This window comes from Lysinibacillus sp. FSL K6-3209 (assembly GCF_037976175.1).
GTDB lineage: Bacteria > Bacillota > Bacilli > Bacillales_A > Planococcaceae > Lysinibacillus > Lysinibacillus sphaericus_D.
The window spans coordinates 2,678,472-2,691,492 of the sequence record NZ_CP150264.1; the positions used below are offsets into that span (position 1 = coordinate 2,678,472).

The following is a 13,021-nucleotide window of genomic DNA, read 5'->3' on the forward strand; positions in this document are numbered from 1 at the left end:
TAATTCTGATACTCTTTACTTCACCCTTTTAAAGACGAAAACAGCCACAACATAAGTCGAACCTGACCTATGTTGTGACCATTTGTCTATTGCTACTAATCATTGGCGATAAATTTGTGAATAGCTGGCAATAACTTTGGATGTAGTGGCAATGTTGGGTCTGCGTAAGTCGCTAAATTCTTCGTTCGATCCTCCGGTGCATTTTTTAGAATATGATTCATGCCCTCCATATAGAGAAGTTCAGCTTTTTCATTGCCTCGCTTCAACGCTTCGACATCTGTTGTTTTCACTTGGATATCTGTCGTTCCTTGAATCAGTAACACGCGTCCTTTTACATGTTGAAGTTCAGTAGCTGGATTATATTTCAGCCATGACATCATATATGGCTGCACAGAAGGTCTAAATAAGGCTTGTAGCTCTGGCGATACATGTTGCACTTGCTCCCCATTTTTCAGTGCGGCCAGAATCATATTAGTTTCAGTTGTTAGAGCAGGTGTTAATTGTCCTGATAATTGCTCTAAAAGTAACGTATCAGCCGTTCTACCTGCGCCTGCTATTGACACAAATGATTCCACATTGGTCTTTTTAGCGGCGAGCATACCAATTAATGACCCTTCACTATGCCCAATAATATGAACGCTTGAAAAAGCTTGATTGGCGGACAGTGCATGAATGATTTGCACTGCATCGTCAACATATTGATCGATGGTGATATCCTCTTCCTTTTTCAATAGGGAAGCATTATCCCCGATACCTCGTTTATCGTATCGAACACTTGCAATACCATCTTGGGCTAATCCTTCTGCAAGCATTTTCAAACTATTATTTTGTCCAGCAATTGCGGAATTCCCATCCTTATCTGTCGGGCCAGAACCTGCAATAATGAGTACGACTGGTGAAGGCTCCTTAGTGCTTTTTTGCAGTGCGACTGTTAAATCGCCATCCTTAACCGGAACTGTGAATGTTTCGTAGGAGACAGGTTGTTCTGGCTGTTCTTCATAACGCTTTAAAATAAGGCGGAATTCTCCTCCATTTTGATTAAACTTAGCTTCAATTTGCTCGTCTTTTAACGTTCCGTTTACCTCAATGGCCGAGCCATTTAAACGAATGCTAATGTGTACTTTATTACCACTATATGACACACTTTTAAAGGGATAATTACTTAACCCTTGTGCAGGAACAGATAATGTTCCGCCCTCTTTTTGTAAGTCTACAATAATAGGTAGTGAACCATTTGGAAGTTCAATATCCCCTGCCCATTTCCCGATTAGCTGTTCATTCATAGCAGGTTCATCCTCCTTTTTGTCGACCTGTGTTGCTTTTTCTTTTGGCGAACAGGCAACTAATGCGATTGCTATCAAACATAGTACAAAAAGTTTTTTCATCAAAACCCTCCCTTATAACAATACGCATAATAAACACTCAAATTGTTATACGTTTGCGACTGCATCTGTCATACTTAGAGTATAACAGTTTATTTGCAATATCAACTAAATTTAGCAAAAAAGAAAGACCCAGAAAAATTCTGGGTCCTTGGACACTTATACATTCTATTTGATTGTACAGTTGTGGTTTCTACTTCATCTTAAGATACAGTAACCCAGAGATATCTCTCATTACCTACTCCTTAAGATATGTGAAGCATAAACCTTATTCAGCTGTGGCGGACTTTCCTGAGATTCGTTGTCTACTGGAGTTGAACTACTCATTCTGCATCCTCCTCATCATATTAGATGATTAAGTGTATCCTTTAACAGTATGGGCCATATTCCAAAACTCTATACATGTTGTTAAAAAATTTTTATCGCTTGTTTATTTTATAGTTAGCTGCTTTTCCGCAAATACTTGTTGAGCAATCGTTAGCGCATTTTGTACACGAGGAAAGCCGATATAGGGTACTAATTGCAATAGTGCTTCCACAATTTCTGTTGGTGTTAATCCTGCATGCAACCCTCGTGTTATATGGGTTTTCGTTTGTGGTACAGCACTTTGTGTAACAACTGCTGTGATCACGACAAGTGCTCGACTTTTCGCATCAAGTCCTGGGCGTGAATAGACATCTCCATAGGCAAACTCGATAATCATTTTGCGCAAATCGGGCGCTATGTCAGCGAGGGCATCCGATTCTACCATACGGTATGCCTCTTCTTCTGTTACATAGTGCTTCATTGTTTCTAACCCCTTTGTAAAACGATCCGTCATATGACATTTCTCCCCTTTTTAACATGACTATATGTTCCTTATACAAAAACCCCAATTTCGCGTCTCCGAAAATTGGGGATTGTCCTTCACATATGTAAGGTGCTCTTTTTTGTTTCACCCTCTGGCTCTACAGAAAAAGGATTAAGGTTTTTCATAGTGCCTCACTGGACAGCTTTAATGAATATCTATGCAAATGTCTCTATGGACTTGCACGCAAAATAGTTAAGAAAGACAAGCTTTTGCTTTAGCGATTTGAATATTGACTTGATCGAAACCAGTACCACCTAATGAATGACGACGGCGTACAGCGGCTTCAGGTGCTAATACGTCATAAATATCCGCTTCGATAAGCTCACTTTCTTTTTTCATATCTTCAATCGGTAAATCTAATAAATAAATGCCTTTTTGAATACATGTAAAGACTAATTTACCCGTTACTTCATGTGCTTCACGGAATGGCATGCCTTTTGTTGCAAGGTAATCTGCTAATTCCGTGGCATTTGAGAAGTCAGAGTGGACTGCCTTGTGCAGACGCTCCGTATTCACTGTCATTGTGCGTACCATACCTTCAAAGATTTTCAAAGAGCCAAGAATTGTATGCACGGTATCGAACATTCCTTCTTTGTCTTCTTGCATGTCTTTGTTGTATGTTAACGGCGTTCCTTTTAGCACTGTCAGTAAGCCCATTAGGTTACCATACACACGACCAGTTTTACCGCGAATTAACTCCGCCATATCTGGATTTTTCTTCTGTGGCATAATGGATGAGCCTGTCGAGAATGCATCATCCAATTCGATAAACTTAAATTCATCTGTTGACCACAAAATGATTTCCTCAGCAAAGCGAGATAAATGCGCCATTAATAATGATGAATTGCTTAAAAATTCGACGATAAAATCACGATCACTGACAGCATCCATAGAATTCGCATACACTTCACTAAAACCAAGTAGCTCCGCTGATTTTAGACGATCAATCGGGAAAGTTGTCCCTGCCATGGCACCAGCACCTAATGGTAAGATATCAATACGTTTAATGGATTCCGTAAAACGTTGTTTATCGCGTTCAAGCATCCAAAAGTATGCCATTAAATGATGTGCAAAAGAAATGGGTTGTGCACGTTGTAAATGCGTGTAACCTGGCGCGATTGTTTCAACATGCTCCTCTGCTTTTTCTAGTAACGTTTTTTGGAATGTCTCGATACAATCAATGGCTTCCTTTACACGTTTCTTTAAGAAAATATGCATATCCGTTGCCACTTGGTCATTACGGCTACGGCCTGTATGCAGTTTACCACCAACTGGTCCTATGCAATCAATGAGCATTTTTTCAAGGTTTAAATGAATATCTTCATTGGCAACAGTAAATTTAAGCTCACCAGCGACTGCTTTTTCCTGTAATTGTGCGAGACCGCCAAGAATAGCTTCTACATCCTCTGCTGGTAAAATTCCCGTTGCACCAAGCATCGTGACATGTGCGACACTACCTTCTAGGTCTTCCAATACAAGTTGCTGGTCAAAGCCGATGGATGCGCCAAACTCATCGACCCATGCTTCTGCTGATTTTTGGAAACGTCCGCCCCAAAGTTTTGTCATAACAGCTCACCTTTTCCTAAATTACTTATCGAAAAGGTGCAGTACAGCGTTCATGCTACACTACACCCTACTTTTAATAATTATTTTTTATTAACTGAAGAGTTAACCACTGTTGGCAGACCCCATAATTCGATGAAGCCTACAGCAGATGCGTGGTTGAATTGGTCTTCTTTAGAGTATGTTGCTAATTTTTCGTTGTATAATGAGTTTGGTGATTTACGTCCTTCTACAATGGCATGACCTTTGTAAAGTTTCACACGTACTGTACCATTTACGTATTGCTGTGATTCAGCAAGGAATGCTTGTAATGCATCACGTAAAGGAGAGAACCATAAACCATCATAAATTAATTCAGATAATTTTTTCTCAATCACTGGTTTGAAGTGTGCTAGTTCTTTCACAAGTGTTAAGTCTTCAAGCTCTTTATGAGCAGTTAACAGTACTTTTGCACCTGGAATTTCGTATACTTCACGAGATTTAATACCAACTAAACGGTTTTCAACATGGTCGATACGGCCAACACCGTGCGCACCTGCTACTGCATTTAATTCTTGAATTAAATCAGCAAGTTTCATTTCTTTGCCGTTTAAAGCTACAGGTTTACCAGCAATAAATTCGATTTCTACATATTCAGCTTCATTTGGTGCGTTTTCAACAGAAACCGTTAAGCCATACGCTTCTTCTGGTGGAGATACCCAAGGATCTTCCATTACGCCTGCTTCGTTTGCACGGCCCCATAAGTTTTGGTCAATTGAGAATGGTGAATCTAATGTTGCCGGAATCGGTACATTATGTTTCATTGCATATTCGATTTCTTCATCACGGCTCCAACCCCACTCACGTACAGGAGCTAGTACTTCTAAATCTGGATTTAATGCTTTTATTGACACTTCGAAACGAACTTGGTCGTTTCCTTTACCTGTACAACCGTGAGCGACTGCATCCGCACCCACTTGGTTAGCAATTTCCACTAACTTTTTAGAAATTAAAGGACGAGAAAGTGCTGATACTAATGGATATTTTTGTTCATACCAAGTATGTGCTTGTAATGAAATAAGTGCGTATCCTTCAGCGAATTCATCTTTCGCATCCACCATATATGATTCAATAGCACCTACTTGAAGTGCTTTATTTTTTACAAATTCAAGATCTTTTCCTTCACCAACGTCTAGACAAACTGCGATAACGTCCCAACCTTGTTCTTTTAACCACGGAATTGCTACAGAAGTATCAAGACCGCCTGAGTATGCTAAAACTACTTTTTTATTTGCCATACAAAATGCGCCTCCAATTGCTCTATATGATATGTATGTTTATACATTCACTTAAAAGTTTATACACGAATAGTACCATGTTATAAAAATAAATACAAGTGCATTTTTATAAAAAAATACACTTTTACGAAGAATGTTAAAAGTCTGCAATAACAATGGTTAATTGGTGACTGGCACGCAAAATATTCAGAATTTTTCGGGTGACTGGCACCGTTATTTCTTATTGAATAGTGGTTTGGCTAAAAATTCGATTGTAGCAGGCGCTAACGCATATAGTTTACTCGTCAAGCCCATGATTTTTGGCAAGTTTACTTCTCGAACTGGGCGCTCTATCGTTTTTACTGTCGCCTGTGCCACTTCTTCAGGTGTTAAAAGAAATCGACCTAGAGACTCACGATATCCGCTTTCATCGTTTACTTTATCTAAAAATGGTGTATCAATTGGTCCCGGGTGAATGGCTGTTACTTTAATATTATAGGGTGCTAGCTCCATACGCAGACCATTGGTAAAACCAACAATGGCATGCTTTGTTGCCGCATAAACACTAGCCTTCGGTGTAGCAACCTTGCCGGCCTGAGAACCGATAAAAATCAGTTGCCCCTGTTCCTGCGCAATCATTGGTGCAGCTAGACGTTTTGCTAAATACATTGGCACGCGCACATTGAGCTCCAGCATTTCGCTTATATTTTCATCTGATAACAACGGCGCAATAGCAAACTTACCAACTCCCGCAGAAAAAATAGCTACATCGAGCGGAGGCAGTTGCGCACATACTTCATCAATGGCTGTAAGTGACGTTAAATCAGCTTGTATAACATTGGCACCTAAACGTTGTAAAGTTTTTAACGCTACTTCATTACGCCCTGTTGCATACACATGATGACCTTGTGCAACTAATAATTCTGTAATTTTTAACCCTACACCACTCGTTGCACCTGTTACAAAGATTGTCTTTTTATTCATTTTCATGTATGAACCCTACTTTCTTTTAAAGAAATAGATACCTGCCTCATTTTTCACGGAAACCACAAGATGATTTGCCTCTAAATAATCTAAATGTCCAAGTGTTTTAGACAATGTCAAGCCTAGTTGATGCTGAAAAATCGAAGGATATAAACGCTTTGTCATTTGTACAACTGTTAGCTGATCATTTCCTAGTAACTCATAGACCTTCATGGATTGTTGGTGTTGTCTTTCTAGTCGCTTATCAATGAGAGCTGGTATTTCTTCTAAATTTGCGCCATGCCCTGTATACATGATATTCACTGGCAATTGACGCAATATTTCTAGTGAAGCATTATATTGCAACAATGATTTTGGTCGACCTGATGTGCGATCTAGAGGTGGTTCGATTAATGGATTAGGTGTTATTTTTTCTAATAATAAATCTCCACCAATTACATAATGGATTTTTTCATCCCAAAAAATAAAATGACTTTGCGCATGCCCTAATGTTTCAAATACTTTTAACCCAGGATGACCTGGAACTTCATCGCCATCGTATAAAATTTGAGTTAATGGTCGCTCCCCTACAAGCTCTAATTCTCGTCGAACATGGACACTATGCTCAATATATGCCTGTGGAACCCCGTGTTCGAACAAACGCTCACTGTAAAACTGCTCATGATAACGTAAAAAATCTTCGTCATGTCGTAACCATTTATCGTTATAGGCATGGCCTAAAATTTCTGCATGTGGAAAAGCATCCACCCAACCTGCATGATCGGGATGGTGATGGGTTAACACAACTTGTTCAATATCTCGTAAATCAAAGCCAGCTGCCCGAATACCCCATTTCAGTGCATCATAGGCTTCCATTGTTTTCGGACCAACATCAAAAATCGTTAATGCATCACCTTTGACAATAAATGCATTGACATCTCCTACTTCATAGGGTGTTGGAATTTCTATTTTGTGTATCGACAAAGCTGGCTCCCCCTTTAGTGTAAATAATGAATACTCATTCACCTATTTTACAAGTTTTTCTTTCTTAAGTCACCCTCCTGTTGACAGCTTGACGTATTATTACTATAATTTTGAATAATCAAATTATTAGATGTGCGTTGAGGAAGCCAAGTATGTAAATGGTGAAGGTGTTTAGAGAGTGTTACATTTGCTGCAAGTAACATCACCCACTCCCAATACAGAACCTACTTCTGAGCAGTTATGACAACATAACCGTTCCCCCTTGCGATAAAAGGGCTAAGAGTTGTGCCGAATTGGCAAACAAAGGTGGTACCGCGGAAACGACAGCGTTTTCGTCCTTCTATTTAAGGACGAGAACGCTTTTTTATTTTGAATCGGAGGTTTTCCCTATGAAAAAAATTTTATTTATCGGTGCTGGCTCCATGGCAGAAGCATTGATGCAAGGTTGGATAAAACAAAACGTATTTACACCACACGAAATTTATGTCACCAATCGCTCAGATAAGGAACGTTTACAGTTTTTACACGATACGTATGGCGTCCAGACTAGTATTGAGGATGCGATATACCAGCAAGCAGACTTGATTATTTTGGCGATGAAACCAAAGGATGCCATCAAGGCAATGCTTGAACTGAAAAACAAAATAACTGAACATACGGCCATTCTATCCATTTTAGCTGGTATTGCTATTAGCACGATCACTGAGCAATTAGGATTACGTCCAGTCGCTCGCGTAATGCCTAATACATCTGCAACAATTGGCATGTCGGCAAGTGGCATAGCATTTAATGTGCAAGTATCGGCTACACAGCGTGCCATGTTTTTACAATTATTAGAAGCTGTTGGATCTGTAATTGAAGTGGAGGAAGACCAATTGCATGCCGTTACAGCACTCTCTGGAAGTGGTCCTGCTTATATTTATTATCTAATGGAAGCTTTTGAACGGGTTGGTATGGAAGTGGGGCTGTCAAAAGATACGGTCAGACTTCTTATGACCCAAACGCTTGCTGGTACAGCTGAAATGCTCAAACAATCTATTGACGAACCTAATGTCCTTCGTAAAAAAGTGACAAGTCCAGGTGGTACAACAGAAGCTGGCATTAAAGCACTTGAACAGTATCAATTTAATGCCGCGATTGAAGCATGCATTAAAGAAGCAGAAGCGCGATCTCGCGCACTTGCAAAAAGCAAATAATCCATGCAAAATAGAGGTAATAACTAGGAATTAGGAGGGCTTGAGATGACTAAATTATTTGAACCATTCCAATTGCAATCAATTACCTTAAAAAACCGCATTGTCATGGCCCCCATGTGTATGTATTCTGCGAAGGAAGACGGACTTGTAACACCATTCCATCTTGTGCATTATGCAACACGCGCCGCTGGGCAAATTGGTTTAATACTATTGGAAGCTACTGCAGTAGTACCTGAAGGACGCATCTCTAGTAATGACCTTGGTATTTGGGATGACACTCATATCGAAGGGTTACAACAATTAGTAACAAATATGCAAGTTTACGGAGCGAAAACGGGCATTCAGCTTGCTCATGCAGGACGTAAAGCAACTGTAGAGGGTGACATCTTTGCCCCTTCAGCGATGGCTTTTAGTGATGCTTATAAAACACCACGTGAAATGACACTTGCCGATATTGACAATGTTATTGAAGCCTTTAAAAATGCAGCTGTGCGCGCTCGTCAAGCAGGCTTTGATGTGTTGGAGATTCATGGCGCACATGGCTATTTGATTAGTGAATTTTTATCACCTGCAACAAATAAACGTAGCGATCAATACGGTGGCTCACAGGAAAATCGCTATCGCTTATTGCGTCAAGTTATTGATGCCATCCGAAGTGTCTGGGAAGGTCCCCTACTTGTTCGTGTATCTGCTGAAGACTATGCACAAGATGGCACATCAATGGAGGACTTTATCGTCTTTAGTCGATGGATGAAATCACAAGGCGTAGATTTAGTGGATGTCTCTACTGGCGGAGTCGTACAGGCAGATATTCATCCATTTCCTGGCTACCAAGTGCCACATGCGGAAGCGATTAAACTTGGCGCAAATATTCCTACTGGTGCAGTGGGTCTAATTACAATTGCGCAACATGCAGAAGAAATATTGCAAAATAACCGTGCTGATTTAATTTTCTTAGGTCGTGTTTTATTGCGCGAGCCTTACTGGCCTTTGCATGCTGCCAAAGAACTCGGCGCAAAAATCGAACCGCCCGTGCAATATGTTCGTGGTTGGTAACACAAAAATGGCTGATAGCTTGGAATCTTTCAAGCTATCAGCGTTTTTTTTGTTTAGTGGCGATTGAGCTTAGGTTAGTGGCGATTCTCACACTTACTTTGCTGTATATTTTTTAATTGCTGGTATGATGTCACAGCCAATGATTTCGATATTCTTCATTATTTGATCGAAAGGTACGCCTCCAAAATCAATTTGTGCCATAAAACGTTGCATGCCATACAGTTCATATTGATACAGCAATTTTTCAATAATTTGTTCCTTACTACCGACCATTAGGGCATCTCGTGTATCAATCGCTTCAGCAAATTGTTGTTTTGGATAGCCACCACCACGAATTGCTTGGAAACCTCCATTAAGATGAGGATACATATTTTGCAAAGCTTCTTTTGATGTATCTGCTACGTAAAATAAACTTGTTGTTGCTATCGGTAGCTTTTCTGCATCAAAACCACTTCGATCAGCTGCTTCACGATAAGCATCCACGGAAGGTTTAAAGTTAATGGCAGGTCCACCTAATGTCGTTAACATCATTGGAATGCCCATATAGCCAGCTTTTATAGCACTTGCAGGAGGACCGCCAACCGCGCGCCAAATAGGCAATGCGCCATTTTTCGGCTGTGGTAAAATTTGCGCATTATGAAGCGGTGCTCTATACTGCCCTTCCCATGTCACAAGCTCTTCTTCATTGAGCTTTTTTAACAGTGCTAATTTTTCCTCAAAAATTTCTTCGTAGTCTTGTAAATTGACACCTAGTAAATGATAGGCTCCAACGCGTGACCCTCGACCTGCTACAATTTCCGCACGTCCATCAGAAATTAAATCAATTGTGGCAAAATCCTCATAGACTCTTACTGGATCGGATACACTTAGCACGGTCGCAGAACTAGCAATTTTTATTTTTGTCGTCGCTTGGGCAATGGCACCTAACACGACTGTATGGGCCTGCGTTGTAAAATACGACTGATGACTTTCCCCTACGCCAAATACATCGATGCCAGCTTGCTCCGCTAATTGGCTCATTTCAATTAGCTCTTGTATACGTTGCTGAGCTGAAATCCGATGACCTGTTAAGGGGTTCGGAATATGATCTCCGAGTGAATAAAGTCCAAATTCTAAACCTGCTGATTGATTGATACGATAATTTTCCATTGTACTCTCCCCTTTAATCGAGTGGTTCTAAAATCGCTTCAATTTCTGTGCGCTTTGCTTCTAAAAATGGTGGCAAATCAAGTTCTCTTCCTAAATCCTCTATAGCAGAATCTACTGTAAAACCAGGCCCATCTGTTGCCATTTCAAAAAGAATGCCATTACGATCTCTAAAATAAAGGCTCTGGAAGTAATAACGATCAACCACACCTGTGCTGTCTAAACCACGTGCTTTAATTACTGCATCCCATTGTTGAAGTTCTTCTACTGTAGCTACGCGCAGTGCAAGATGATGAATACTTCCTCGACCTGGTTTTTCACTTGGTCCTTCCAACTCCTTGACGATGATTTCACCAAACGTTTCGCCAGCAATTGACTGAAGTCGTACTTCTATATCATCTTCCGTAACAACGGTATAGTCAAAAAGCTCTTGTAATAAATTTACTGTACGCTGTAAATAACGAACAGTCATTTCCACTGTGCCCATCCCTAAAATACGATGCTCTGATGCAATATCAGACCCATCCCACGCTTGCCACTCGGCTGGTATTGATTGTCCATTATGATTTAACAGCACCATGCGCAAGCCTTCATGATCCTCAAAAAGCAAAGCATCTTTACCTGCATATGTTGTAATATCACTGTGCTCCACTTGTAATAGCTCAAACCGTTTTTTCCAATATAGTAAACTATCATAGCTAGGTACTAATAAGCCGATGCGTGTAATGGCATTCGTTCCACGGACAGTACGTCCAGCTACAGGCATTTCAAAAAAAGTTAATTCTGTTCCGGCTGCCCCTGTAAGATCTCCATAAAATAAATGATACATTGAAGGAGAATCTTGATTGACTGTTTTTTTCACTCGACGTAAACCGAGGATTTTTGTGTAAAAATCGTTATTCTTTTTGCCATTTTTCGTTAACATTGAAATATGATGATGACCGCTAATTTTTTGCATATAAAGTCCTCCTAATGTTTTCACTTGACTACGCAAGTGATGAAGTAAAAAAAATCACACTTCAGGTAATTTTTTTTCTCGACTATGTTTTTCTAGTTTTGACATCAGTTTATATAAAGCTTTCATTTCTTCTTCTGATAAAACCTCTTCAAAAAATGAGGATTGAAAGTGAAGCTGGCTTGGTGTAGCAGCATCGATCAATTCCATCCCTTTTGCCGTGAGCGATATCGTTTTGGTCTTCCAATTTTGCTTGCGCTCTATAAGCCCCTCTTTTTCAAGACGTGCAAGCATCCGTGACATACCACCTTGGGTCACAGTAACCTTTTCGGCTAGTTGTGATTGCGTTAACGGTGCATAGGTTTTGATTTGAATGAGCACATCAAACTGTGCAGTTGTTAAGTTAAACCGTTTTAAAAATTCATTCGATAGCTGATTACTTTGATTGGTAAAGCGCATCATCCGCAACCATGTAAGTGAGCCGAGTGTATGTTTTTCCATCACTTTGCCCTCCCTTCCTCGAACTGTAAACTCACTTTACCATGCAAGTGAGAACGGTGCAAGGAAAATATCTCGAATTTGAGATATTTTTTTTATTATAATATTCCATGTGAAGTAATCGGATGTAAGCTTCCGTTAAAAGCAAATGAAATTCTTCCTGTTTCTTCTGATATAACCATAATAAGGGCATCACTACGCTCGCTTAAACCAATTGCAGCTCGATGTCTTGTACCGAGTTTTTTATCACCAGTATAAATATCTGACAGTGGAAGCACATTGGCCGCTGAAACAATGCGGTTGCTTCTAACTAACACAGCACCGTCATGGAGAGGATTACCTGGGAAAAAAATAGATTCTAATAAAGAATGCGTAAGTTCTGCACCAATATGAATTCCCGGCTTAATCAGATGATCTACGGCGTCTTTTCTTTCAAAGACAATTAATCCACCGTGTCGTCTTTTTGACATATTTTGTACGCAAATTGATAGTTCTGGGTATTTTTCTGTAAATGGGGACAAATAGCAATTTAAATAAAACGTTGCCGCTTGCATTTCAATCGTTAAAAAGTTGCCTTTTATTTGCTCTAAATCTGTCAGTAGACAATCTTCTTGAGAATCCATTGAGGCTAAACTTTGCTGTAAAGAAGTAATGACTTGTCTAAGCTCTTCTTTTATTGTTTGCTTTAGTGGAGCAGCGTCACAGTTTGATTGCTTCATGTAACATACCTCTTTTTCTAAATAATGATTCACCACTTCGTCCTTTTAGTTTTCCTTGAAGGGAATTTTTTATTCGTATTCTGCTCATTTTGCCATTTTTGAGAGTCTAATAAAAAAACACGCTGCATCTTTTGATAATCGAAAAGATGCAACGCATTGTCATAACTGCTACATATGACCAGCACGAATTTTTTTTATAATGCTAAAAGTTGTATATGCCGCTGCAGGGGCAAGAACTGCAATAAGAATTAGCCATACTTTCAAGCTTTCAGTTGTTTTTAACACTTCATAATTTGATATTACATAGATAATGAGTCCGCCTAGTAATAAATAGCTTAATACGTTGGGAAAGATAACAAGTAAACGTAAAACAGCTGGTGGCATCTTTTGTTGATCCATACACCCACTCCCCTTTTACTTAATTATACGGAAATCATCTATTAAACGCACTAT

The 13,021-nt window shown here is 39.7% G+C and carries 13 protein-coding genes; 2 read left to right on the forward strand and 11 right to left on the reverse strand.

The features are described 5' to 3' along the window. Nucleotides 1–95: 95 nt before the first annotated feature. The 6 genes from MHH88_RS12970 to MHH88_RS12995 form a co-directional block, all read right to left on the reverse strand. The gene (locus MHH88_RS12970) at nt 96–1,385 is read right to left on the reverse strand and encodes an alpha/beta hydrolase (protein WP_339258559.1); all 1,290 of its coding nucleotides are present in this window, start codon (nt 1,383–1,385) and stop codon (nt 96–98) included. Nucleotides 1,386–1,812: 427 nt separating this feature from the next. Further along, nucleotides 1,813–2,202, reverse strand: a complete 390-nt coding sequence (locus MHH88_RS12975; protein ID WP_339258561.1) for a carboxymuconolactone decarboxylase family protein — start codon at nt 2,200–2,202, stop codon at nt 1,813–1,815. A gap of 222 nt (nt 2,203–2,424) precedes the next feature. Next, nucleotides 2,425–3,798: an argininosuccinate lyase gene (gene argH, locus MHH88_RS12980; protein ID WP_339258563.1), complete on the reverse strand. Its 1,374-nt coding sequence runs from the start codon at nt 3,796–3,798 to the stop codon at nt 2,425–2,427. Between the two features lie 80 nt (nt 3,799–3,878). After that, on the reverse strand, nt 3,879–5,072 hold the full coding sequence (locus MHH88_RS12985; RefSeq protein WP_024361085.1) for an argininosuccinate synthase: 1,194 nt from the start codon (nt 5,070–5,072) through the stop codon (nt 3,879–3,881). Between the two features lie 213 nt (nt 5,073–5,285). After that, entirely contained in the window at nt 5,286–6,041 is a 756-nt protein-coding gene (locus tag MHH88_RS12990) for an SDR family NAD(P)-dependent oxidoreductase (protein WP_339258565.1), read from the reverse strand. A gap of 9 nt (nt 6,042–6,050) precedes the next feature. Next, nucleotides 6,051–6,998 (reverse strand): MBL fold metallo-hydrolase, encoded by a 948-nt coding sequence (locus MHH88_RS12995; RefSeq protein WP_339258567.1) that lies wholly within the window; start codon nt 6,996–6,998, stop codon nt 6,051–6,053. A gap of 389 nt (nt 6,999–7,387) precedes the next feature. Between MHH88_RS12995 and proC the strand changes: the two genes are divergently transcribed. Continuing rightward, nucleotides 7,388–8,194 carry a pyrroline-5-carboxylate reductase gene (gene proC / locus MHH88_RS13000; protein ID WP_339258569.1) on the forward strand — a complete coding sequence of 269 codons (807 nt, stop codon included), beginning with the start codon at nt 7,388–7,390 and terminating at the stop codon, nt 8,192–8,194. Nucleotides 8,195–8,239: 45 nt separating this feature from the next. Next, nucleotides 8,240–9,250, forward strand: a complete 1,011-nt coding sequence (gene namA / locus MHH88_RS13005; RefSeq protein WP_339258571.1) for an NADPH dehydrogenase NamA — start codon at nt 8,240–8,242, stop codon at nt 9,248–9,250. Between the two features lie 93 nt (nt 9,251–9,343). Here namA and MHH88_RS13010 read toward each other — a convergent pair whose 3' ends face one another. The 5 genes from MHH88_RS13010 to MHH88_RS13030 form a co-directional block, all read right to left on the reverse strand. Beyond that, nucleotides 9,344–10,399: an LLM class flavin-dependent oxidoreductase gene (locus MHH88_RS13010; protein ID WP_339258573.1), complete on the reverse strand. Its 1,056-nt coding sequence runs from the start codon at nt 10,397–10,399 to the stop codon at nt 9,344–9,346. A 13-nt stretch (nt 10,400–10,412) separates the two neighbouring features. After that, nucleotides 10,413–11,354: a ring-cleaving dioxygenase gene (locus tag MHH88_RS13015; RefSeq protein WP_339258575.1), complete on the reverse strand. Its 942-nt coding sequence runs from the start codon at nt 11,352–11,354 to the stop codon at nt 10,413–10,415. 54 nt (nt 11,355–11,408) lie between these two features. Continuing rightward, nucleotides 11,409–11,852, reverse strand: coding sequence for a MarR family transcriptional regulator (locus MHH88_RS13020; RefSeq protein WP_339258577.1), 444 nt, complete (start codon nt 11,850–11,852; stop codon nt 11,409–11,411). Between the two features lie 95 nt (nt 11,853–11,947). Then, nucleotides 11,948–12,568, reverse strand: coding sequence for a sporulation-specific diadenylate cyclase CdaS (gene cdaS / locus MHH88_RS13025; RefSeq protein WP_069513152.1), 621 nt, complete (start codon nt 12,566–12,568; stop codon nt 11,948–11,950). Between the two features lie 168 nt (nt 12,569–12,736). Further along, nucleotides 12,737–12,967 (reverse strand): hypothetical protein, encoded by a 231-nt coding sequence (locus MHH88_RS13030; protein WP_024361094.1) that lies wholly within the window; start codon nt 12,965–12,967, stop codon nt 12,737–12,739. Nucleotides 12,968–13,021 lie beyond the last annotated feature (54 nt).